This is a genomic window from Streptomyces sp. NPDC030296 (assembly GCF_055572815.1).
In genome coordinates this window covers 273,183-295,974 of record NZ_JBVICQ010000013.1, presented here as the reverse complement: position 1 = coordinate 295,974, position 22,792 = coordinate 273,183, and the positions used below count along the sequence as shown (strand labels likewise).

The window sequence follows — 22,792 nt, the reverse complement described above, 5'->3', positions numbered from 1 at the left end:
TCACCTTCGAGATCGACCCCAGCGTCACCGCCGTCAGCGCCATCCTCATCGCCTTCGCCATCCTCGCCCTCGGCCTCGTCGCCCTGGTCCGCTGGATCGGCTCCGGACGACAGGAATCCCTGCTCTCGGTCGAAAACACCGTCGGCGTCGCCAACCCCGGAGGTGAGGCAGTATGACCACCGCCGCCGCTCAGACGATCGCGGCCACCGCCCAGCGGCATCTGCTGCTGAACATGACCGCCAACGGATCGCTCGGCGCCGAGGGGGACGACCTCCTCGTCGTCCGGCGCGGGGAGGGCCCGTACGTCGACGACACGGACGGCAGGCGCTACATCGACGGCCTGTCGGGGCTGTACTGCTGCCAGCTCGGCTACTCCTACGGCCCCGAGTTCGCCGAGGCAGCCGAACGGCAACTGCGCGAGCTGTGCTACAGCCCGCTGTGGACCGGCTCCGCGCACCCGACGGCGATCGAACTCGCCGAGCGGCTGTCCCGGATCGCCCCCGTCGACATCGAGCACACCTTCTTCTCGAGCGGCGGCGCCGAAGCCGTCGAGACCGCCTGGAAGATCGCCCGTCGCTACCACGCCCTGCGCGGGGAACCGGGCCGGGTCAAGGCGATCGCCCGCCGCGGCGCCTACCACGGGCTGACCGTCGGCACCCTGTCGTTCACCGACGACCCCGGCCTCACCGAGCCGTACGGGCCGCCGGCGATCGACACCCGGTTCGTGTCCAACACCAGTCGCTTCGGCCTCGCACCGGAGTTCGCCGACGACGAGGTGTGGACGGCCTGGCTCCTCGCCGAGTTGGAGGCGACGATCCTGACCGAGGGCCCGGAGACCGTCGCGATGCTCATCGCCGAACCCGTGCAGAACCGGGGCGGCTGCATCACACCGCCCCGGGGCTACTGGCAGGGACTGCGGGCGCTGGCCGACCACTACGGATTCCTGCTCGTCGCCGACGAGGTGATCACGGGATTCGGCCGACTCGGCGAGTGGTTCGGCGGCGACCGCTACGAAGCCCGCCCGGACATGGTCACCGTCGCCAAGGGCATCACCTCCGGATACGCCCCCCTGGGCGCGACCCTCGTCGGCACCAAGGTCACCGACGTCATCAACCGGCCCGGTGTGGTCCTCAACCACGGCTACACCTTCGCCGGGCACCCGCTGAGCGCGGCCATCGCGCTGCGCAACCTGGAGATCCTGGAGCGGGACCGCGTCCTGGACAACGTCCGCGCCCTCCAGGGAGACCTCGCCCAGCGCATGGCCGCCCTCAAGGACCTGCCGATCGTCGGCGACGTCCGCGGCACCGGGTTCTTCTACTCCTGCGAACTCGTCGGCGACCTCGACGACGGCGGATTCAGCGACCTCGCCCGCGCTGGTCTGATCGCCGACCTGATCCCGCGCCGGCTGCGCGAGGCCGGCCTGCTCGCCCGTGTCTACAACCGCTCCGCCCCGCTGGTCCAGATCGCACCCCCGCTGATCAGCGACCGCGGCGTCCTCGACCGTATCGCCGCGATCATCGCGGGCGTCCTGGCCGAGGCGTCGGCCCGCATCTGATCCACGTCCTGGAAAGGTTCCCCATGTACTCCATCGGTCCGCTGACCGTCGCCCCCGGCGCGCGCGCTCAGGGTCTGATCCCGGTCGGCACCAGCAGCTACGGCGTGGAGCTCGGCATCCCGCTGATCGTCGTCAACGGCGCCCACGACGGCCCCGTCCTGTGTGTGGACGCGGGCGTGCACGGCGACGAGTACGACGGCCAGGAGGCCATCCGCCGCGTGCTCGCCGAGCTCGACCCGGCCACCCTGCGCGGCACCGTCGTCGGCATCCCCTGCCTGAACACCCCCGCCTTCGAGGCCGCGGCCCGCGCGAGCGGCATCGACCACCTCAACCTCAACCGCATCTTCCCCGGCGACGCGGAGGGCTCCTACTCGCAGCGGCTGGCCGCCACCTTCGTCGAGCAGGTCGTTCCCGCCGTCGACGCCGTGGTCGACCTGCACACCGGTGGCGCCTACGGAGAGATCGCCCCGCTCGTCATCCTCCAGGGCGGCTACGAGGACCTCGCCACCGACCTCGCCCTCGCGGCCGGACACGAACTGGTCTGGAAGGGCGGCAAGTGGGGCGGCACCGTCCGCCACCCCGTCCTCGAGGCCGGCAAGCCCGCCATCACCATCGAGTGCGGCGGCGCCACCTACCGCGAGACCAACGTCGAGCACCACATGAACTCGATCCGCAACATCCTGCGCCGCCTCGGCCTGACCGACGGCGAGCCGGAACTGCGGGACACCTACACCACGGTCTCCGGGACCTTCGCCCGCTCCGCCGCCGGCGGCTTCTTCGTCGCCCACGCCGAGCCGGGGGAGACCTGCAAGGAAGGCGATCTGATCGCCACCATCACCGACCACTACGGCACCACGCTGGAAGAGGTCCGCGCGCCGCAGGAAGGCATCGTGCTCTGGGTGCGCCGCATCCGCACGGTCCGCCCCGGCGACGAGGTCGTCATCTTCGGCGAGGTGCTCGGGGAGATCCGGCCATGACCAAGGAACTGCAGTTGACCGAGCTGCTCATCGACGGCAAGCAGGTCCCCGCCGCCGACGGCCGCTCCTTCACCGTCCTCGACCCGTCCGACGGCACGGCGATCGCCCAGGTGGCGCTGGGCGGCAAGGCGGACGTGGACCAGGCGGTGGCCGCCGCCCGCACGGCCTTCACCTCCCCCGAGTGGGCCGGGATGCGGGCCGCCGACCGCGGCCGGATCCTGTACCGGATCGCGGAGGCCATCCGCTACCAGGGCGAGCGGCTGGCCCGGCTGGAGAGCCAGGACGTCGGCAAGCCGCTCCGCCAGGCCAGGAACGACGTCGAGGCGGCGGCCCGCTACTTCGAGTTCTACGCGGGCGTCGCCGACAAGCTCGGCGGCTCGACGGTCCCCCTCGGGCCCGGCCTGCTCGACTACACCGTGCGCGAGCCGATCGGCGTCTCCGGCCAGATCATCCCCTTCAACTACCCGCTCCAGAACACCGCGCGGGGCTCCGCCCCGGCCCTGGCCGCGGGCTGCACGGTGGTGCTCAAGCCGTCGCCGGAGGCACCGCTCACCCCGCTGGAGATCGGCCGGATCGCCCTGGAGTGCGGTCTTCCGCCGGGCGTGCTGAACGTGGTCCCCGGTGACGGCGAGACCGGCGCGGCCCTCGCCGGGCACCCGGACATCAACCAGGTCACCTTCACCGGCTCGGTGCCGACCGGCATCAAGGTCGCCCAGGCCGCCGCCGCCAACGTGGTGCCCTCCGTCACCGAACTGGGCGGCAAGTCCCCCGTCGTCGTCTTCGCCGACGCCGACTTCGACGCGGCCCTCGGCGCCGTCGCCGCCTCCGCGTTCGGCAACGCCGGGCAGACCTGCTCGGCCGGCACCCGGCTGCTGCTCCAGCGCGGCGCCGAGGAGTTCCTGGAGAAGCTGGTCGCGCACGCCGACTCCCTCAGCGTCGGCCCCGGACTCAGCGATCCGGACGTCGGCCCTCTCGTCGCCGCACGGCAGCGGGACCGGGTCCTCGGCTACCTGGAACTGGCGCGCGAGGAGGGCGCGGTGGCCCGGGCCGGCGGCGGCGCCCCCACCGAGCCCGAGCTGGCCGACGGCTACTACGTCCGGCCGACCGTCCTCACCGGACTGGACAACCAGGCCCGGTGCGCCCGCGAGGAGATCTTCGGCCCCGTCGTCACGGTCATCGAGTTCGACGACGCGGCCGAGGCCCTGGAGATCGCCAACGACAGCCCGTACGGCCTCGCCTCCTACGTCTGGACCCGCGACATCGACAAGGCGATGCGCCTCGCCGAGGGCATCCGGGCCGGCCAGGTCTACGTCAACGCCACCGGCGTCGGCACGGGCGTCGAACTGCCCTTCGGCGGCTACAAGCACAGCGGCTGGGGCCGGGAGAAGGGCCTCGAAGGACTGGCGAGCTACCTGCAGACCAAGAACGTCTGCATCGGGTTCGGGAACCGGTCATGAGATACCGCACGCTCGGCGAGCGCGGCCCGACCGTCTCGGTGGTCGGCGTGGGCGGCAACAACGTCGGCAGCCGCCTCGACGAGGACGGCACGAAGGCCGTCGTCCACGCCGCGCTCGACGCCGGGATCACCCTGTTCGACACCGCCGACATGTACGGCGGGGCAGGGGACCGGGGCGGTCTGCGCGGCGACGGCGAACGGCTGCTCGGCGCCGCGCTCAAGGGCCACCGCGACGAGGTGGTGCTGGCCACCAAGTTCGGCATGGCGATGGGCCGCGACGCCGACCTGTACGGTCCGCGCGGCGCCCGCGCCTACATCCGGTACGCGGTGGAGGCCTCGCTGACCCGGCTCGGCACCGACCGGATCGACCTGTACCAGTACCACGAACCGGACGGCGTCACGCCGCTGGAGGAGACCGTCGCCGCGCTGACGGAACTGGTCGACGAGGGCAAGGTCCTCCACATCGGCTGCTCGAACCTCCCCGCCGAGCGGCTCACGGACGCCTTCGTGTCCACCCAGGCGCGCTACCACCTCCTCGACCGCGGTGCCGAACAGGACCTGATCCCGGCCTGTCTGCGCCACGGCCTCGGCCTGCTGCCGTACTACCCGCTGGCCAACGGCCTGCTCAGCGGCAAGTACCGCCGCGGTGAGCGGCCCCCGCCCGGCAGCCGCCTGTCCTGGCGGCGGGGCTGGCTCACCGACGCCGCCCTCGACCGGGTCGAGGCTCTCACCGCGTACGGCGCCGCACGCGGTCTGACCCTCCTCCAGGTCGCGGTCGGCGCGCTGGCCGCCCTGCCCGCCGTCGGCTCCGTCATCTGCGGCGCCATGACCCCCGAGCAGGTCACCGCCAACGCGGCGGCCGCCGACTGGATACCGAGCCCGGCCGACCTGGCCGCGCTGGACGCGATCGTCGCCCCCGGCGAACGCGTCGTCTGAAGCCCACACCCACCCAACAACCCCTCGAGACGAGGCTGAACACCATGCGAGAGATCGTCACCTTCGACGCCTACGCGACCCTGATCAACTTCGAGCTGGCTCCCACGACCCTGAAGGTCCTGGAGGACCGGCTGGACCTGGACAACCTGAATGTCGACGAGTTCCTCGACGACTTCCGCGTCATGCGCTTCCAGGCCGTCCTGGAGGCCTACCGCCCTTACCACGAGATCCTGCACTCCAGCCTGCGCAACGCCATGCGCCTGCACGGCCTGGAGTACCGCGAGTCCGACGGTGACGCCCTGGTCGAGGCCGTCCCCACCTTCGGCCCCTGGCCCGAGGTCCCGGACGCGCTGCGCGCCCTGAAGACGAAGTACGAGATCGCGATCATCTCCAACACCGACGACAACCTGATCGCGCGGAACGTGGAGAACATCGGCGTCGAGTTCGACTACGTGATCACCGCCCAGCAGGCCGGCGCCTACAAGCCCGACCGCCAGACCTTCGAGTACGCCTTCAAGACCATGGGCGTCGAGCCGTCGCAGGTCATCCACACCGCGCAAGGGTGGGAGTACGACCACATTCCGACCCGCGACCTCGGTCTGAAGCGCCGGGTGTGGATCAACCGCTACGGCCGCCTGGGCAGCTCCGACTACCAGCCGTACGACGAGCTGCCCGACATGTCGGGTCTGCCGAAGCTCCTCGGCTGCTGACCTACGGCGCACCGGCGAAACAGAGCGAGTAGACAAGAGGACGCACGCCATGAAGCAGATCCCCTACTGGATGGACACAGCTCCCGCCCTGCCCGACCGTTCCGGGAAGGACCTGCCCGACGAGGCGGACGTGGTGGTGATCGGCGGCGGCCTCACCGGCCTGTCCACCGCTTACCACGCCGCCCGTAAGGGTGCCCGGGTCGTCCTGGTCGAGAAGGACCAGGTCGGTTCGGGCGCCTCCGGGCGCAACGGCAGCCACTGCAACCCCGGCATCACCATCAGCCCGGCCCAGGCCCGCAAGCGCTACGGGCAGGAACGTGCTCGCGAGCTCTACGACGCGTTCCGCGTAGCAGTGGACCTCGTCGAGGAGATTGCGGTCAAGGAGAAGATCGACTGCGACTTCCACCGTGCCGGGCGCCTCGGCTTGGTCTGCAAGCCCAAGCACCTCGAGGGCATGCACGCCAAGCAGCGCGACCTGGCCGAGAACTTCGGCCACGAGACGGTCGTCCTGAGCAAGAGCGAGCTGCGCGCCGAGCTGGGCTCGGACCACTACCACGGCGCCCTGCTCGACCCGCTCGGCGCAGCCCTGCACGTGGGCAAGTTCGTCGTCGGCCTGGCAGACGCCGCCGAGCGTGCCGGTGCCGAGATCCACGAGCGCAACGCCGCCACCGGCCTCACCCGCCTGCCGGGCGGCGGCTTCGTGGTGGAGACCATGCGCGGCACCATCCGTGCCAAGCAGGTGATGGCGGCGACGGATGCCTACACCGACAACGCGATGCCGTGGTTCCGCAAGCGGCTGATCAACGTCGGCAGCTTCATCATCGTCACCGAGCCGCTGGGGGAGGCGCGCGCCAAGGAGCTCATCCCCAACGGCCGCCTGCTGGTCGCCCACAAGAATGTCGGCAACTACATCCGTCTCACGCCGGACAACCGCCTCGCCTTCGGCGGCCGGGCCCGATTCGCCCCATCCAACCCGGCGTCCGACGTCAAGAGCGGTGACATCCTCAAGCGGGAGATGACGGAGATCTTCCCGCAGCTGGCAGGGGTGAAGATCGACTACGTCTGGGGCGGCATGGTCGGCTTCTCCTGGGACCGCATCCCACACGCGGGCGAGGTCAACGGCCTGTACTACTCCATGGGTTACTGCGGCCACGGCGTCCAGATGGCCACCTACATGGGCCGCGCGGTCGCCGAGATGATGGACGGCAGGCCGGAGGCCAACCCGATGCGGGGCTTCGGCTTCCCGAAGGTGCCCGTCCCCTTCTACAACGGCACACCCTGGTTCCTGCCGTTCGGCGGCGCCTACTACAAGGCGAAGGACCGCCTGCTCTGAGCAGGCGCCACCGCCGGTGACACCGCGGGGGCCTTGGGCGCGGCGACGCGCAAGGCCCCCGCGCTACCCCTGGACGCCCCCCCTGAGAGAAGGCCTGCAGACCCATGACCGCCGCAGTCACCCGCAGCGAACACGACCTGCTCGGCGACCGGGACGTTCCCGCCGACGCGTACTGGGGTGTCCACACCCTGCGCGCCACGGAGAACTTCCCGATCACCGGCATGCCGATCTCCGCGTACCCGCATCTGATCGAGGCGCTGGCCGCGGTGAAGGAGGCCGCCGCCCGCGCGAACGAGGAACTGGGCCTGCTGGAGGCGGGGAAGGCCGCCGCGATCGTCGCCGCGTGCCGGGAGATCCGCGACGGCAAGCTGCACGAGCAGTTCGTGGTCGACGTCGTGCAGGGCGGCGCGGGCACGTCGACGAACATGAACGCCAACGAGGTCGTCGCCAACCGGGCGCTGGAACTCCTCGGTCACGCCAAGGGCGAGTACCGGTTCCTGCACCCGAACGAGGACGTCAACCTCGGCCAGTCCACCAACGACGTCTACCCGACCGCGGTGAAGATCGCGACGGTGTTCGCGGTGCGGGGACTGCTCAAGGCGATGGCCGTCCTCCAGGACGCCTTCGCCCGCAAGGCGGTCGAGTTCCGCGACGTGCTCAAGATGGGCCGGACCCAGTTGCAGGACGCGGTCCCCATGACGCTGGGGCAGGAGTTCTCCGCGTACGCCGTGATGATCGAGGAGGACCGGTCCCGGCTCTCCGAGGCGGTCGAGTTGATCCATGAGATCAACCTGGGTGCCACGGCCATCGGCACCGGCCTCAACGCGCCCACCGGATACGCCGAAGCAGCGCGCCGGCACCTCGCGGACATCACCGGGCTGCCGCTGGTGACCGCAGCCAACCTGGTCGAGGCGACGCAGGACTGCGGCGCGTTCGTGCAGATGTCGGGGGTGCTCAAGCGGATCGCGGTGAAGCTGTCCAAGAGCTGCAACGACCTGCGGCTGCTCTCCTCCGGGCCGCGCGCGGGGCTCAACGAGATCAACCTGCCGCCGGTGCAGGCCGGTTCGTCGATCATGCCGGGCAAGGTCAACCCGGTGATCCCCGAGGTCGTCAACCAGGTCGCCTTCGAGGTGATCGGCAACGACGTCACCATCACCATGGCCGCCGAGGCGGGCCAGCTCCAGCTCAACGCCTTCGAACCGATCATCCTGCACTCCCTGTCCGAGTCCATCACGCATCTGCGCGCGGCCTGCCTCACCCTCGCCGAGCGCTGCGTCGACGGCATCACCGCCAACGTCGACGAGCTGCGCGCGGCGGTGGAGAACTCCATCGGTCTGGTCACCGCCCTCAACCCGCACATCGGCTACACGGCGGCCACCGACATCGCCAAGGAGGCCCTCGCCACCGGCCGGGGCGTCGCCGAACTCGTGCTGGAGAAGGGCCTGTTGCCCGCCGAGACCCTCACCGACCTGCTCCGCCCGGAGATCGTCGCCGGCAGGGGGCAGGTACGGGCCTGACGACGAGCCGCGCCGCGGCTCTCCCCAGACCGACCAGGAACGCGTATGAGACTGCAGGGCGTCAACGCCGTGATCACCGGAGCGTCGAGCGGCATCGGGCAGGCGATCGCCTCCCACTTCCGCCGCGAGGGCGCCCGCCTCCTGCTCACCGGACGGCGACCCGAGCCGCCGGAGAGTCACCCGGACGACCTCTACCTCGCGGGGGACCTCGACGACGAGCGGTTCGTCGCCGATCTCGCCGCCCGCGCACGGGGGCACCTGGGTGACGTGGGAGCGGTCGTCCTCTGCCACGGCCTCCAGCGGTCCGGCCCGCTCGCGGAGACGTCCTACGAGGCCGCCCGCGACGTGCTCCACGCCAACCTCCTCAGCGCGTTCCTCGTCATGAAGCACCTGATGCCGCTGGCCCCCGAGCGGGGCGCGTCGATGGTGTGCGTCAGCTCCCGCCTCGGGATGGTCGGCATGCCGAACCAGACCCTGTACTCCGCCGCCAAGGGCGGTCTCATCGCGTTGGCCCGGGGCGCCGCCGTCGAGTGGGCGGACCGCGGCATCCGCGTCAACGTCGTCGCCCCCGGTCTGACCATGACGCCGGTCATCGAGGCGTCGTTCCAGCGGCGGCCCGATCCCGCCGCCTACCGGCGCACCCGAGAGGACTCCATACCGATGCGCCGGCTCGCCACGCCCGAGGAGGTCGCCGACGCCGTCCTCTTCCTCGCCTCCCCGGAGTCGTCCTACATCACCGGCGCCGTGCTGCCCGTGGACGGGGGCTACACCGCGTTCTGAGCGCCGGCCGGCCTCAGGCCCGGGTCCGGCGTCGACCGTCGTCACCAGCCCGTGTCGTCGTCCCACTGGTCCAGCAGGGTCTCGGTCAGGTCGTCGTCGGGTTCGGGCAGGCTGCCGTGGAGCGACTGCTCCGTCCAGATCACCTTCCCCCGGGCCAGGTAGCGGGTGCCCCACCCCTGCGTGAACTGGGCCACGAGGAACAGTCCCCGCCCTCCCTCGTCGGTGTCGGCGGCCCGGCGCAGAAGCGGAGAGGTGCTGCTGCCGTCGGTGACCTCGCAGATGAGGCTGTCGCCGTCGCGCAGGACCCGCAGCCGCCTCGGGTCGCTGCCGTAGCGGATGGCGTTGGTGACCAGCTCGCTGATCACCAGTTCGGTGGAGAACGCGAACTCCTCCAGCCCCCACTCCTCCAGCCGGCGGGCGACCTGGGCCCGGATCCCGGCGACGGCGGCGGGATCCGCGGGGATGTCCCAGTCGGCGACCTGGGACGGGTCGAGCAGCCGGGACCGGGCGACGAGCAGGGCGATGTCGTCGCTCGGGCGCACCGGCAGCAGGGCGTCGAGCACCGCCCGGCAGGTCTCCTCCGGTGTCCGCCCCGGCCCCGCCAGCGCGTCGTGCAGCAGCGCGAGACCGGTGTCGATGTCCCGGCCGCGGTCCTCGATCAGCCCATCCGTGTACAGGACCAGCCGCGAGCCCTCGGGCAGGGTGTACTCGGCCTTCTCGAAGGGTTGGCCGCCTCCGAGGCCCAGCGGCGGTGAGACCGGCACCGGCATCCGCTCGACCGTGCCGTCGGGGTGCACCAGGGCCGGTTCCGGATGCCCGGACCGGGCCAGGGAGCACCGCCCGGCGACCGGGTCGTAGATGGCGTACAGGCAGGTCGCGCCCGTGATTCCCTCGCCGTCGCGGCTCTCCTCGCCGTCGACCCGGGTGACCAGCTCGTCGAGGCGTCTGATCAGTTCGTCCGCGGCCAGGTCGAGGGAGGAGAACGTGCGCACGGCGGTGCGCAGTCGGCCCATGGTGGCCGCGGCGTGCAGACCGTGGCCGACCACGTCGCCCACCACCAGCGCCACCCGCGCCCCGGGCAGGGGGATGACGTCGAACCAGTCGCCGCCGACACCGGCGCGGGCGGGCAGATAGCGGTGGGCGACCTCGACGGCGGAATGCTCGGGCAGGGAACGCGGCAGGAGGCTGCGCTGGAGGGCCACGGCCAGGGCGTGCTCGCGCGTGTAGCGGCGCGCGTTGTCGATGGCGACCGCGGCCCGGGCGGCCAGTTCCTCGGCGAAGGCCAGGTCCTCCTCGTCGAAGGCGTCCTGTTCCGCGCGCCAGAAGTTGACCGTGCCCAGCACGACACCGCGGGCCTGGAGCGGCACGGTGATCAAGGAGTGGAGTCCGGAGTCCAGGATGCGCCGGGCCCGCTCGGGATCCTGGACGCGCCAGTCGTGGGAGGCGGTCAGGTCGGCGTCGAGGACGGGACGGCCCTGTCGGGCGCTGACGGCCACCGGGTTCTCGGGGGCGAAGCGGATGAGGTCCCCCACGGGGAAGAGGGGCCAGGACGACCCCTTGGCGCTGTGCAGGGCCGTGCGGCGCAGCTCGGGACTCGGTCCGACCGGCTCCTCACCCTCCAGCACCGGATCCTGGAGGTCGACCGTGGCCACGTCGGCGAAGCCGGGGACCGCCACCTCGGCCAGCTCCTCGGTGGTGCGCACCACGTCCAGCGTGGTCCCGATCCGCACGCCCGCCTCGTACAGCATCCGCAGCCGCTCCCTGGCCACGGCCGCCCGGCCCGCCAGGGCCTGGAGTTCGGTGGTGTCCCGCAGGGTGGCCACATGGCCCCGTACGCCGCCTTCCGGGTCGACGGGCCGGATGTTGACCGCCAGCAGATGGTCGCCGGCCAGGTGGACCTCGTCGGTGACCGCCCGGCCGGAGGCCAGCAGAGCGGCGGTACCCGCCTCCAGGCCCACCGCGGTGATCTGGCGTTGCTCCGCGTCCGCGGGCAGGTCCAGCAGGCGCCGTGCCTCGTCGTTGGCGAGGATCAGCCGCCCGTCACCGTCGATGATCAGCACTCCCTCCCGCACCGCGTGCAGCACCGCGTCGTGGTGCTCGTACATCCGGGTCATCTCGGCCGGTCCCAGTCCGCGGGTCTGCCGGCGCAGCCGCCGCGACACCAGGGCGCTGCCGCCGGTGACGAGCGCGAGCGCACCGCCGACGGACCCGAGCAGGATCGGCATCTGGCGTTGGACGACGGAGTTGACGTTCTTGACCGTGACCCCGACCGAGACCAGACCGACGATCTTCCGTCCTCCCGTGTCGAAGACGGGGACCGTGGACTCCACGGCGAGCCCGAGGCTGCCCTCGATGTCCTGGGTGAAGGGCCGACCGGCAGCCGCCTCCTTGCGCAGGGCGAAGACGTGCTCCCCGATCAGACTCGGGTCGGGGTGTGTCCAGCGGTAGCCGCGCGGATCGATCGCGACGACGAAGTCGACACCGGTCAGCTCACGGGTCTCCTCCGCCCGCGGCTGCAGTACGGCGGTGGGGTCGGCGGATTTCATGGCCTCGACCGTTCCCGGGGCCCGCGCGAAGGCCTGGGCGACGCCCAGCGACACTCTGCGGGCCTCCTCCGTGCTCGACGTGCGGGCCTGGAGGACGAGCGCCACGCCCGCCGCGGCCGCGAACAGGATCACCAGCACCAGCTGCCACAGGAACACCTGACCCGCGACGCTGCGCGCGCTCAGCACGGAACGCGCACGGGGCCCGGACGGCGTGGCGGGCGACCTGCGTGACCGGTCCGGGTCCTCGGGCGGGGGCGGGGCAGCCGCCGTACGGGAACGACGACCGCCGGGCCGGTCGGTCGACCGGTCGAAGATGCTGGTCATGTCCACGGGATGTCCTTCCCGGTGCCCGGCGGGAGCCGGCGGTGCCGAGAGACGGTGCCGATCCGTCCCAGAGCCGTGTCCTCAGGACCGCACCCACTCCTGCCAGCGCTTGATCACGGCTTCCTTGTTCTCGACCCACCAGCCGATGTCCAGGTCGAAACCGGTGTAGAGGTGCTCCGGGGAGCTGGCCAGATCCGCGGCGGCCCTGGGCAGGTACTTGTACGCGGTCGGCACCACCGGGCCCATGGGGTAGAGCTCGGCGACGGCGGCCTGCACCTCGGGGCGCAGGGCGAAGTCGATGAGCCGGTGGGCGGCGTCCGGGTGCCGGGCGCCGTGGGGGATGCCGTAGCCGTTGCTCTGCCGGCGGGCGCCGCTCCACTGATAGGCGAGCGGGGCACCGCGCTCGATGAGGTGGTTCGGGCGGCCGTGCCAGACCGTGGTGGCGGCGACCCGTCGGCGTTCCAGGAGCAGCCCCGGTGTGGCGCCGTCGTCCCAGAACCGGTGGACGGCGCCCTTGATCGCGTCCAGGGCCGCGAAGGCGCGGTCGACGTCGAGGGGGTAGAGCCTGTCGGCCGCCACACCGTCGGCGAGGAGGGCGAACTCCAACTCGGGCGGGCCCCCCTCCGGGCTCTGCAGGGCCCGGCCGCCGGGAAACATCCTGGTGTCCCAGAAGTCGGCCCAGGTCTCCGGCGCGATCCCGCCGAAGGCGTCGGTGCGGTATGCCATGACGCTGGCCCAGTAGTTCTTGCCGACGCCGTGGGAGGTGAGCAGGGACTGGGCTATGCCGGCGTTCCGGGTGTGCTCCAGCCGGTCGTAGTCGAGTTCCTGGGTGGCGTCGTCCTTCTCGAAGAGGGCCAGCGCGCTCATGTCGATGTCGATGAGGTCGAAGCGGGGGCCCTCCCGGATCTGGGAGAGGAGCTCCGCGTAGGTCGGGATGTGGACCACGTCGACGCGGATGCCGGTCTCCTTGCCGAACGGCTCGTACACCGCCTTGCGGTGCGCCTCACCGTAGGCGCCGCCGATGTCGCGGACGACGACCGTCCTGCTGTTCCCGGCTCCGCGGGAGTTCCGGGCGGCGGGGGGCCCGCACGCGGTGGACGTCACGGCGGCGGCGCCCGCCGTGACGGCGCCGACGCCCCGGAGGAACGTTCTTCGGTCGACTCCGACGTCCTTCACCATGTGCCTCCTGCGAAGCCGGGTGCGGTGCCCGCGGGACGGGACTGTTGGCGGGACGCCGCCGACGTTCGCGGCTGGGAACGCGAGCCGGATCATGAGTCGGCCGGGGCGACGTGGGCCCGGTCACGTCATGGTACGGCCATCGACCTCACAGCCCTATGGCCGGGCATCGCCCGCGCGACGCCGCGGTGGCCCGGCCCTGCTCGTCACCGGGGCCGCCGCACCACCCCTCGACGCCGTGACGGCCCGCGGGGGGTCACACCGCGACGAGCCGCCACTCCTGGCCGGTGCCGGTGCCGACGGGCTGCTGGACGACGCGGGCGCCCGCCTGCGCCGAGTCGCCGTCGACGCTCACGCACCAGCCACCCCGGACGTTGACCAGCCGGTGGTGGCCGTCGCCCGCGTCGACCAGCTTCCAGTGCTGGTTGTCGCTGCCGGCGTCGCGGTACTGGATCAGCTGGGCGCCGGGGCCCGAGCCGCCGGGGCTGTCCAGCAGCCGGCCGCTGTGGCGGGCGGCCAGGCGGAAGGAGCCGTCGGCCTCGGGCAGCAGTCGCCACTGCTGGTTGACGGCACCGGACCAGCCCCACTGGATGATCCCGGCGCCGTCGGCGGTGCTCGCGCCGGGTACGTCGAGGACGTGGCCGCTGTGCCGGTTGACCAACCGGAAGAAGCCGCTGAGCAGGGAGACGGAGATCTCGGTGCGCCGGCCGGCGGCCAGCGACACCTTTCTGGCGTGGGTGCCGAGGGCGGACGGCGTGACGGTCGCCGTGGTCGACACGGAGGTCATGCCGCGCCGGCTGATCAGGGTCACCTCCTGGTCGACGGCCGAGGTCACGGACAGGGTGGCGGTCCGCGCGTCCAGGTCCCACGCGAAGCTGTGGACGCGGATGCGGCCACGGGCCCTGACCCCGCTGATCGTGCCCTTCGGCAGCTGGTCGGGAAGGGCGGGCAGGATCTCCAGCACTCCGGGGCGGTGGTACAGCAGGGCCTCGGCCAGCACACCGGGGATGGCGTTGGCCGCGTCCGCGTTGTAGATGTCCAGGTTGGGATTGTGGGACGTCATCAACGACTTGAAGATCATGTTGTTGCCGAGGATCTTCCGCAGGTTGCCGTAGACCTGTCCGCCGTCCTTCAGCCGGGCCCCGGCGAGGGCCCGGTGGAGGCTGCCGTGGGCGGAGACGTTCTGGTCGCCGCGCAGTGCGAGGGCCCGCTTCGCCGTGCGGACGAGGCCGGGCTCCTCCTCGGGGTTGATCTCGTGCAGGGGCCAGGCGCCGTACAGGTGCTGGACGTGCCGGTGGTTGTAGCGGTCGGTGTGGCCCGGCCAGGACCATTCGGCCAGCGCCCCGTCGCCGTTGACACGGTAGTGCGGGAGCTTCTTCAGCAGCGCCGTCCAGCGGGCGACGCCCTGGCCGCTGCCCTGTTCGACGCCGAGGGCGTCGGCGGCGTCGATCGCGGCCAGCAGCGCGTGCCTGCCCGCCATGATGTCGCCGGTTGCGTTCACCGAGAAGCACACGCCGGTGTTGCCGGGGGAGTTCTCCATGGAGAAGGACGGCACGAAGACCGCCTTGCCGTTCGTGTCGGTGCGGGTGAGGAAGTCCTCGTAGAAGAGGGCCAGCTCCATCAGGGCGGGCCCGAGCCGGTCCCGCAGGAACGCCTCGTCGCCGGTGACCTCGTAGTACTCCAGCAGCGGGTACAGCAGCCAGTCGGCGCCGCCCGTCCAGGTGTGGCCGGGGAAGTCGCCGCCGTCGAAGTGGAGCATGTGGCCGTACTCGCCGTCCGTGCGGGAGGGGGCGAGGAAGCCGCGGGCTCCGTACAGGTTCTTGGCGTTGGTCCGCCAGTCGTCGAGCTGTCCGAGGATCAGGTCGAAGTAGCCCTGCATGGGCTCGGTGAGGTCGAGGATGTTGCCGCCCGCGACCTGGAGGTTGACGTTGGCGTCGGTGGTGAAGTCGTCCGCCCAGGCCGCGCCCCAGGATCCTGCCCAGATCCCTGTGAGGCGGGGCGGGAGGATGCCGCTGGAGCTGAGGAAGAAGTAGCGGCCCGAGTCGTACAGACGCTCAAGGAGCGCCGTGTCGATGACGTTGCGGTCGGCGTTCTGGCGGGCGAGGAGTTCGCTGACGGAGAGCCGGCGGTCGGCGTCCGGGACGTTCAGATCGAGGCGGGAGCGGTCGTAGAGAGGGGTGTGCAGGGCCGTGTGCCGTGCGCGCAGCGCCGCGTAGTCCGTGCCGAGCGCGGCCAGCCGGGTGTGCAGCGGCTCGGAGTCCCAGCCGGTGGACGACTCGTAGCGGCCCAGCTTTGTCAGGAGCAGCACCCTGGTCGCCTTGGCTACCACGATCGTGGCACCGGTGGCGGTGACCGTGGCGCCGGTGCCCGAGGCGACGACACGGGTGACGCCCTCGTAGCCGAAGGCGCCCTGGCCCGCGGGGTAGGTGCCGCGCAGATTCAGATAGCCGGAGCCCTCGGCGACGGTGGCGCGCGTGGTGAAGCCCAGGCCGGTGGGGAGCCCGTCGAGCGCGGTGTGCACGCTCAGGGTCGTGTCGACGGTACGACCGGAGGCGGGGAGCAGCTCATGGACGATCACATTGTCGGCGCGGGAGACGAACGCCCGTCGCGTCCAGGTGCCGTACTGGTCGGTCCAGCTCGAACTCACCTCGCCGGTACGGAAGTCGGTGACCCGCCCGTAGTCGCGGACCGTCGCCGTGCCCGGCGTGGCGATGCGCAGCTCGTAGGCCGGGTGGTACGACTGCGTCCAGCGCAGGGACCAGCCTGCGGCGAAGTCCCGGTTGGCGCCCGTGTAGTCGCCCGCGAGCGCCTTGTCGCGTGCGCCTTCCAGACGGCCGGACAGCACGGGCGGCTTCACGTCACGGGTGCCGTTCGGCAGCACCAGCCGGTGATGGTTGAGGACCACCTTCTCCAGGGTGGGCGCGCCGTACAGCACGGCCCCGTGCTCGCCGTTGCCGGTGAGGAAGCCGTCGGTCCAGGCGGAGGCGGGGGTCGTGTCGTGGATGCCCCGCTCGGGAAGCGTGATCTGCGGGGGGACGGCCGCCGCCGCCCCGCCGGAGAGCGCACCGCCGGGCAGGGCGGTGGCCCCCGCCGTCAGGGCGGTGGTGGCGAGGAACGATCTGCGGTCGAAGGGGCGGCCCGACCCGGTCAGGCCATGACGATCTCTGGACATGGGATGGATTTATAGGGCCGTCCCCGGGAAGTGTCCATACCTTACACGAAGGCCCGGGCGACTCTGGCGGGGTCATGGGATGAATTGGCGAGCTTTGACGGCATGCGCGGCGCTAGAAGGACGCCGGCAGACCGTCGAGGGCGGCCCGTCGGTGGTCCGGTGTGGTGGGTGCCGAACTCGGGTCCGGCCAGCGGTTCCTGGCCGGCCGTGCGGCACGAGCAGCGCGTTGACTGGGAGTCCGGCCAGCGCCGCGAGCAGCGCGTCGGCGCTCCGCCCGTCACCGACGGCGCGGTGCCCCGAAGCTGGCCGGCCGCCCTGGCCCCGGCCGGGCCGCGGGTCGTGCACCTGGCCCGGTTCGCGACCCTCCTCGCGGGCTGACCCCCGCCGACGGTCCCGCGGCGGTGGTCCGACCTCCCGCGGCGGGGCCCGCCCCTGCCCCGGAGGGCAGGGGTCACACGGATTCGACGTCGGTGGTGGCGAGTTTCGCGTAGACCTCCGGCCGCCTGCGGCGGATCCGCGTCGCGAGGACCACCCCGCTCGCGAACACGGCCGGGGTGAGCGCCACGAGCGTCCAGTTGACGGCCGGCGACGCCCCGGTGAAGAGGTTGAGGCGGGTGCAGACCAGCCCCGTGATGACGGCCAGCAGCAGCGCGGCGGTCGCGGGCGCGGCGGCCGTCCGCAGCCGTCCCGCCCCGGCGGCGCCCGGGTTGCGGCGGAAGAAGACGACCACCGAGCAGGCCGCCAGGGTCTGCAGCGCGAGGATGCCGACCACTCCGGGGGTGTTCACCCACAGCAGGAACTCGTTGTACGGGTGCACGCCGATCGCCGCGAACACGGCGGTGACCAGGGCCGCCAGCGCGGTCTGCGCCACACCGGAGACCCACGGCGAACCGTGCCGGGGGTGGATCCGGCCCAGTCGGGCGGGGGCGGCGCCCTCCACGGACAGGGCGTAGCCGTAGCGGGTGATGGCGTTGTGGAAGGCGAGCAGGGAGGCCAGGAGGCTGCTGACGATCAGGACGCGCTGGAGGTCGGTGGCCCAGCCGCCGACGTACTGGGTCATCGCGGTGAAGAACATCTCCGCCGGGTTCCGCGCCGCCGTCGCCACGGCCTGGTCGTCGCCGAAGGCCTGGACGACGACCCAGACGACGAAGGTGTAGAAGAGGCCGAGGAAGCCGACGGCGAGGTAGGTGGCGCGGGGCACGGTGCGGTCGGCGTCGCGGGCCTCCTCGCGGTAGAGGGCGGTGGCCTCGAACCCGATGAAGGCGGCGATGGCGAGGCCGAGCGGCGCGCTCATCTGCGACGTGAAGACGTTGGAGGGGGCGAACGACGCGAGGCTCAGGCCGTCCGCGCCGCCCTGGAACAGGATCGCGCCGGCCAGCAGCACCAGGATGGCGGTCTCCGCGATCAGCAGCGCGGCGAGGACCTTGGCGCCGACGTGGATGGAACGGAAGCCGAGGAACCACACCACGGCGATCGCCGCGAAGGCGTGGACGGGCCAGGGCAGGTCGACGCCCAGGAGGTCGTTCGCGGTGCCGGCGGCGAAGAAGCCGAACGCCCCGTACGTGCCGATCTGCAGCGCGTTGTACGAGAACACCGCGAGGAGCGCCGCTCCCAGCCCGGCGGGACGGCCGAGGCCCCGGGCGACGTACGAGTAGAAGGCGCCCGCGTTGCGGATGTGGGGCGTCATCGCGGTGAAGCCGACCGCGAACAGGCACAGCACGACACCCACCGTCAGATAGGCGACCGGGGCGCCGATGCCGCCGAACATGATGGCGAGCGGGGCGATGCCCGCCATGACGGTGAGCGGGGCGGCGGCCGCCACGACGAAGAAGACGATGTCGCTGACGCCGAGCGTGGCCCGCTGCAGGTGCCCGGTCGGGTCCGCCCCGGAACCCGCCGGGGGTGGTGGGGGAGCGGTGGAGGTGTGGGGCTCGGTCATGGAGGTCTCCGCGTGCTGCGTGAGGTCGACGGCGTCGGTCGCTGTCCTGGCGGCCGGAGATCGGAGCGCCCGACGGAACTGAAACCGATTCGGTTTCGGTAATGTAGGGGGCACCCGGAGGCTCGGGAAGGGTTTTACTGAAAGTCATTCGGTAAAGTTCCGATGCCGGGTGTGAGGCGGCCGTTCCGCCCGCACCGGCGGGGAGACGCACGAAGGAGCCCATGTGCCCAGGCCGCGCACGCCTCTGCTGGACCGCCGACGTATCGGGGCCGCGGCGCTGAGACTCGCCGACGACCAGGGGACCCTCACCATCCCCGCCCTGGCCAGGGAGCTCGGCGTGGCTCCCTCGGCGCTCTACCACCACGTGTCCGGCCGGGACGAGATCATCTCGCTCATGCGGGAGGAACTGGCCCTGGAGACCAGCCCCGACGCCTGGGACCCGGCCCAGCCCTGGGAGCAGGCCCTGGAGGACTGGGCCCGCTCCTACCGTGCGGCCTTCGCCGGGCACGCCGGGGCGGTGCCGCTGATCGCCACCGCCCCGCTGGGCGAGCCCTTCCTGTACGCGATGTACGAGAAGGTCGCGGAACTCCTGCTGACCGCCGGCTTCGGCGCGCACCAGGTCATGCCCCTGATCAACGCGATGGAGAGCTTCGTCCTCGGCTCGGCCCTCGACCTGGTGGCCCCGCCGGTGCAGGTCGCCGACGTACCGCGGGAGACCGCCCCGCACCTCGCCGCCGCACTCGACGACGTCCCCCACGACCACCGCCGCGCCGAACTCGCCTTCGACCTCGGTCTCCGCGCCCTCCTCACCGGTTTCCGGGCGCTCCTGCCCACGTGACCCGGAGGCACGGACCCGTACAGCACGACCTGTCCAGCCCTCTTTTCTCACCTTCCACCCCTTCCTCTGCCTCACCGTAGGAGTGCGTCGTGACCGCCTCGTTCCACGTCCTGACCACCGGCTACGCGGACGACCGCGTCGCGGGAACCGTCACCCTGCTCGTCGACGGCGCGACCGTCGCGATCGTCGACCCCGGCATGGTCGCCGACCGCCGGCTCATCCTGGACCCGCTCACGGAGCACGGACTCGCCCCCGAGGACGTCACCGACGTGGTCTTCAGCCACCACCACCCGGACCACACGCTGAACGCCGCCCTGTTCCCCGCGGCCCGCTTCCACGACCACATGGCCATCTACCAGGACGACATCTGGGAGGACCGGGACGCCGACGGCTACCAACTCTCACCGTCGATCACCCTGATGACCACGCCCGGCCACACCGCCGAGGACGTCAGCACCCTGGTGACCGCGGAGGAGGGCCTGGTGGTCCTCACCCATCTGTGGTGGACCGCCGAGGGACCGGCCGACGACCCCTTCGCCCCCGACCGCGACCAGCTGCGCGCGGCCAGGGAGAAGGTCCTCGCCCTCGGCCCGGCCCTCATAGTCCCCGGCCACGGCGCGCCCTTCGTGCCGTCGGAGACGACGCCCCTCTGAGGGGGCTCGGGCGGAGGGCGACCGCAGCCGGCCGGGCCCTCGGTTGAGCGGGGCTCGCCGCGGCGGGATGCTGGAGGCAGCGCCCTCGGTGGGTGCGCAGCGCCGTGCTGGAAAACGGCAGGAACGACGTCGGGGTGTACGCCCATGGACAACGAGCCCGACACGACCGCAGGAGCAGAGGGGACAACCGCGCCCGACGACTTCGCGGTCGTCCTCGACGCCCGCGGAGTCGTCCTGGTGTGGAGTGCCGGGGCCGGGCGGCTGCTCGGGTACGAGCCCGAGGACGTGGTGGGCCGACCGGCCGGCCATCTGCGTGCCGCGAGGCTGCCCATCGCGCTGCGACGTCACCTGGCCGCCGGTGAGCCCTGGGTGAGTGACCTGGCCCTGCGGAGACGGGACGGCGACCGGGTCACCGTGCGGCTCAGGGGCACGCCCCTGCTGGACGCGCGCGGCGGGATCCACTGGGTGGTCGGTCCGGCGGCGGTGACCTACTCCGCCGGGCCGACGGACACGGGCCCCGCCGAACTGTGGGACCTCACGCTCGCGCAGCTTCCCCTGCCCGTCGCCATCTACGACAGCGAGGCCCGGTTCGTCACCTGCAACCAGGTCATGAGCCAGGCCATGGGACTGAACCCGGACGAGATGCGGGGGCAGACGCTGTGGGAGATCTACCCCACCCCACCCCTGGACGAGATCGACCGGCTCCAGCACCAGGTCGTACGCACCGGCGAGATGATCTTCCGCGAGGAGCAGCCCTTCCGCGCCTCCGGTGAGGTCCGCGACCACGCGTGGTCACTGTTCCTGTCCCCGCTGAAGGACAGGGCGGGCGCCGTGCTCGGACTGTCGGCCCTGGTCATCGACATCACCGAGCAGTACTGGGCCCGCCGGCGCCTGGCCGTGCTGAACGACGCCAGCGTGCGCATCGGCAGCACCCTCGACGTGACCCGGACCGCCGAGGAACTGGCCGAGGTGGCGGTGACGGGGTTCGCCGACTTCGCCACCGTCGATCTCCTGGAGTCGGTCGTCCAGGGCCACGAGCCACAGCCCGTGCCCCCGGACACGCCGGTCGTCTGCCGCCGCACCGCACAGCGGTCGGTGCTCCGTGGCTGCCCGGAATCCGTGGTCGCGACCGGCGACACCGACATCCACCCGCCGGGCTCCCCACCGGCCCAGGCACTGATCACCGGCCGCGGCAGCCACCACAGCGCGGGCGACCCGCTGCTGCGTGCGTGGACGGCGGCCGTGCCGGGCCGCGAGGAGAACATACGGCGATTCAAGATCCACTCGGTGTTGATGGTGCCGCTCCGGGCCCGGGGCGTCACCCTGGGAGTGATGCAGCTGATGCGCCACCGCACCGAGGACGCCTTCGGCCAGGACGATCTGGTGCTCGCCGAGGAGATCGCCGCCAGAGCGGCCGTGAGCATCGACAACGCCCGCCGCTACACCCGTGAGCGCCGGACCGCGCTCGCCCTCCAGCGGAGTCTGCTGCCGGAGCGGCTGCCCTCGGTGGAGGCCGTGGACCTCGCCTACCGCTATCTGCCGGCCGGCCCGGGGGACGAGATCGGCGGGGACTGGTTCGACGTGATCTCCCTGTCCGGGGGACGGGTGGCGCTGGTGGTGGGCGACGTGGTGGGCCACGGTGTGCACGCCTCGGCCACGATGGGGCGGCTGCGCTCCGCGGTACGGACCCTCGCCGACGCCGACTTCACACCCGACGAACTGCTCACCCGGCTGGACGACCTGGTTATCCGCCTCGACCGGGAGGAGGGCCCGGACGCGCGGAGCGTGGCGGAGGGCGCCTCGGGCGAGGTCGGGGCCACCTGCCTCTACGCCGTCTACGACCCCGTCGCCGGGGTGTGCGACCTGGCGCGGGCCGGGCACCCGCCCCCTGTTCTGCTGCGCCCCGACGGCACGGTGGACATCCTGGACCTGCCCCCCGGGCCACCGCTCGGGCTGGGCGGACTGCCCTTCGAGGCCGCCCGCGTCGACATGAGCGAGGGCAGCATGCTCGCCCTGTACACCGACGGCCTCGTCGAGGCTCCCGGTCGCGATGTCGACGTCGGACTCGACCTGCTCACCGAGGCGCTGCGCTGCCCCGCCGGCGACCTGGAGGGAACCTGCGACGAGGTGCTGCGCAAGGTGCAGCCCGACCCCCCGGCCGACGACATCGTCCTGCTCCTGGCCCGGACCGCCACGCTCGGCGCCGACCGGGTCCGCACCTGGGAGCTGCCCATGGACCCCGCGGCCGTCGCGGGGGCACGCCGGGAGACCGGCGAGCAACTCGACGCCTGGGGACTGGCCGAGCTCGACTTCTCCACCGAACTGATCGTCAGCGAGCTGGTCACCAACGCGATGCGCTACGGCAACGCCCCCATCCGGCTGCGGCTCATCCGCGCCGACGCCCTCGTCTGCGAGGTCTCCGACGGCGGCAGCGCCGCCCCGCACCTGCGCCGTGCCCGCGTCTTCGACGAGGGCGGACGCGGACTGCTGCTCGTCGCCCAGATCGCCGAGCGCTGGGGCAGCCGCCAGACGTCCGCCGGCAAGACGATCTGGGCCGAGCAGCCCCTCCCGGACGAGAGCCCCGACAGCCCACCCGCCGCGGGAGCCCAGGGCGCCCCGTGAGACGGGGCCGCCGCCCGGCGGCTCGCAGCGCCAGGATTTGCCAGTTCTGTGGGGACCCGCCGGTAGAGGGCCGTTGGTTGCGCCCGTCGCCCTGGGCCAAGCCGCCCGGACCCCGCACGACCTTGCCGCCGCACGTTCGGCCGGCGTTCAGCCGGCGGGGACCACGCGCTCCTGGGGGTGGATGGCGCACGGCTTTTCCGAGCCGGACGGGAGGGCCTCAGGTGTCCTGGCGACCGGTGGGAGCGGCCCCGGGCGACC

At 72.1% G+C, this 22,792-nt stretch carries 16 protein-coding genes; 12 read left to right on the top strand and 4 right to left on the bottom strand.

Annotated features, from left to right (window positions below; all coding sequences use genetic code 11):
• Positions 1-172 precede the first annotated feature (172 nt).
• From ACZ4Z3_RS33030 to ACZ4Z3_RS32995, 8 genes are all read left to right on the top strand, one after another.
• A complete protein-coding gene (locus tag ACZ4Z3_RS33030; protein ID WP_468504476.1) occupies positions 173-1,555 on the top strand; it encodes an aminotransferase class III-fold pyridoxal phosphate-dependent enzyme in 1,383 nt (460 codons plus the stop codon).
• A gap of 23 nt (positions 1,556-1,578) precedes the next feature.
• The gene (locus tag ACZ4Z3_RS33025) at positions 1,579-2,532 is read left to right on the top strand and encodes a succinylglutamate desuccinylase/aspartoacylase family protein (protein ID WP_468504475.1); all 954 of its coding nucleotides are present in this window, start codon (positions 1,579-1,581) and stop codon (positions 2,530-2,532) included.
• Positions 2,529-3,989, top strand: a complete 1,461-nt coding sequence (locus tag ACZ4Z3_RS33020; RefSeq protein WP_468504474.1) for an aldehyde dehydrogenase family protein — start codon at positions 2,529-2,531, stop codon at positions 3,987-3,989. The genes ACZ4Z3_RS33025 and ACZ4Z3_RS33020 overlap by 4 nt, the downstream gene beginning before the upstream one ends.
• Entirely contained in the window at positions 3,986-4,924 is a 939-nt protein-coding gene (locus ACZ4Z3_RS33015) for an aldo/keto reductase (protein WP_468504473.1), read from the top strand. Before ACZ4Z3_RS33020 ends, ACZ4Z3_RS33015 begins: the two co-directional genes overlap by 4 nt.
• A gap of 44 nt (positions 4,925-4,968) precedes the next feature.
• Complete coding sequence (locus tag ACZ4Z3_RS33010; protein ID WP_468504472.1) at positions 4,969-5,634, top strand: haloacid dehalogenase type II; 666 nt, start codon at positions 4,969-4,971, stop codon at positions 5,632-5,634.
• Between the two features lie 49 nt (positions 5,635-5,683).
• Positions 5,684-6,967 carry an NAD(P)/FAD-dependent oxidoreductase gene (locus tag ACZ4Z3_RS33005; protein ID WP_468504471.1) on the top strand — a complete coding sequence of 428 codons (1,284 nt, stop codon included), beginning with the start codon at positions 5,684-5,686 and terminating at the stop codon, positions 6,965-6,967.
• A gap of 104 nt (positions 6,968-7,071) precedes the next feature.
• On the top strand, positions 7,072-8,484 hold the full coding sequence (aspA, locus tag ACZ4Z3_RS33000; RefSeq protein ID WP_468504470.1) for an aspartate ammonia-lyase: 1,413 nt from the start codon (positions 7,072-7,074) through the stop codon (positions 8,482-8,484).
• A gap of 45 nt (positions 8,485-8,529) precedes the next feature.
• Entirely contained in the window at positions 8,530-9,264 is a 735-nt protein-coding gene (locus ACZ4Z3_RS32995; protein ID WP_468504469.1) for an SDR family NAD(P)-dependent oxidoreductase, read from the top strand.
• Positions 9,265-9,305: 41 nt separating this feature from the next.
• On the opposite strand, the gene ACZ4Z3_RS32990 is transcribed toward ACZ4Z3_RS32995, so the two are convergent.
• From ACZ4Z3_RS32990 to ACZ4Z3_RS32980, 3 genes are all read right to left on the bottom strand, one after another.
• Positions 9,306-12,134, bottom strand: a complete 2,829-nt coding sequence (locus ACZ4Z3_RS32990; protein WP_468504468.1) for a SpoIIE family protein phosphatase — start codon at positions 12,132-12,134, stop codon at positions 9,306-9,308.
• Positions 12,135-12,215: 81 nt separating this feature from the next.
• On the bottom strand, positions 12,216-13,313 hold the full coding sequence (locus tag ACZ4Z3_RS32985) for an ABC transporter substrate-binding protein (protein WP_468504467.1): 1,098 nt from the start codon (positions 13,311-13,313) through the stop codon (positions 12,216-12,218).
• A gap of 253 nt (positions 13,314-13,566) precedes the next feature.
• Entirely contained in the window at positions 13,567-16,482 is a 2,916-nt protein-coding gene (locus ACZ4Z3_RS32980) for a glycosyl hydrolase family 95 catalytic domain-containing protein (RefSeq protein ID WP_468504466.1), read from the bottom strand.
• A 168-nt stretch (positions 16,483-16,650) separates the two neighbouring features.
• Between ACZ4Z3_RS32980 and ACZ4Z3_RS32975 the strand changes: the two genes are divergently transcribed.
• Entirely contained in the window at positions 16,651-16,860 is a 210-nt protein-coding gene (locus ACZ4Z3_RS32975) for a hypothetical protein (protein WP_468504465.1), read from the top strand.
• A gap of 73 nt (positions 16,861-16,933) precedes the next feature.
• Here ACZ4Z3_RS32975 and ACZ4Z3_RS32970 read toward each other — a convergent pair whose 3' ends face one another.
• Positions 16,934-18,421 (bottom strand): APC family permease, encoded by a 1,488-nt coding sequence (locus tag ACZ4Z3_RS32970; RefSeq protein ID WP_468504464.1) that lies wholly within the window; start codon positions 18,419-18,421, stop codon positions 16,934-16,936.
• A 223-nt stretch (positions 18,422-18,644) separates the two neighbouring features.
• On the opposite strand from ACZ4Z3_RS32970, the gene ACZ4Z3_RS32965 reads away from it, so the two are divergent.
• From ACZ4Z3_RS32965 to ACZ4Z3_RS32955, 3 genes are all read left to right on the top strand, one after another.
• A complete protein-coding gene (locus ACZ4Z3_RS32965) occupies positions 18,645-19,259 on the top strand; it encodes a TetR/AcrR family transcriptional regulator C-terminal domain-containing protein (RefSeq protein WP_468504463.1) in 615 nt (204 codons plus the stop codon).
• Between the two features lie 89 nt (positions 19,260-19,348).
• Complete coding sequence (locus ACZ4Z3_RS32960; RefSeq protein ID WP_468504462.1) at positions 19,349-19,912, top strand: MBL fold metallo-hydrolase; 564 nt, start codon at positions 19,349-19,351, stop codon at positions 19,910-19,912.
• A 144-nt stretch (positions 19,913-20,056) separates the two neighbouring features.
• Entirely contained in the window at positions 20,057-22,534 is a 2,478-nt protein-coding gene (locus ACZ4Z3_RS32955) for a SpoIIE family protein phosphatase (RefSeq protein WP_468504461.1), read from the top strand.
• Positions 22,535-22,792 lie beyond the last annotated feature (258 nt).

Excerpts from the sequence above, each read along its gene's own strand:
- ACZ4Z3_RS33030 (WP_468504476.1), top strand. The coding sequence starts at position 173 with ATGACCACCGCCGCCGCTCAGACGATCGCGGCCACCGCCCAGCGGCAT.
- ACZ4Z3_RS33025 (WP_468504475.1), top strand. The coding sequence starts at position 1,579 with ATGTACTCCATCGGTCCGCTGACCGTCGCCCCCGGCGCGCGCGCTCAG.
- ACZ4Z3_RS33020 (WP_468504474.1), top strand. The coding sequence starts at position 2,529 with ATGACCAAGGAACTGCAGTTGACCGAGCTGCTCATCGACGGCAAGCAG.
- ACZ4Z3_RS33015 (WP_468504473.1), top strand. The coding sequence starts at position 3,986 with ATGAGATACCGCACGCTCGGCGAGCGCGGCCCGACCGTCTCGGTGGTC.
- ACZ4Z3_RS33010 (WP_468504472.1), top strand. The coding sequence starts at position 4,969 with ATGCGAGAGATCGTCACCTTCGACGCCTACGCGACCCTGATCAACTTC.
- ACZ4Z3_RS33005 (WP_468504471.1), top strand. The coding sequence starts at position 5,684 with ATGAAGCAGATCCCCTACTGGATGGACACAGCTCCCGCCCTGCCCGAC.
- aspA (WP_468504470.1), top strand. The coding sequence starts at position 7,072 with ATGACCGCCGCAGTCACCCGCAGCGAACACGACCTGCTCGGCGACCGG.
- ACZ4Z3_RS32995 (WP_468504469.1), top strand. The coding sequence starts at position 8,530 with ATGAGACTGCAGGGCGTCAACGCCGTGATCACCGGAGCGTCGAGCGGC.
- ACZ4Z3_RS32990 (WP_468504468.1), bottom strand. The coding sequence starts at position 12,134 with ATGACCAGCATCTTCGACCGGTCGACCGACCGGCCCGGCGGTCGTCGT.
- ACZ4Z3_RS32985 (WP_468504467.1), bottom strand. The coding sequence starts at position 13,313 with ATGGTGAAGGACGTCGGAGTCGACCGAAGAACGTTCCTCCGGGGCGTC.
- ACZ4Z3_RS32980 (WP_468504466.1), bottom strand. The coding sequence starts at position 16,482 with ATGTCCAGAGATCGTCATGGCCTGACCGGGTCGGGCCGCCCCTTCGAC.
- ACZ4Z3_RS32970 (WP_468504464.1), bottom strand. The coding sequence starts at position 18,421 with ATGACCGAGCCCCACACCTCCACCGCTCCCCCACCACCCCCGGCGGGT.
- ACZ4Z3_RS32955 (WP_468504461.1), top strand. The coding sequence starts at position 20,057 with ATGGACAACGAGCCCGACACGACCGCAGGAGCAGAGGGGACAACCGCG.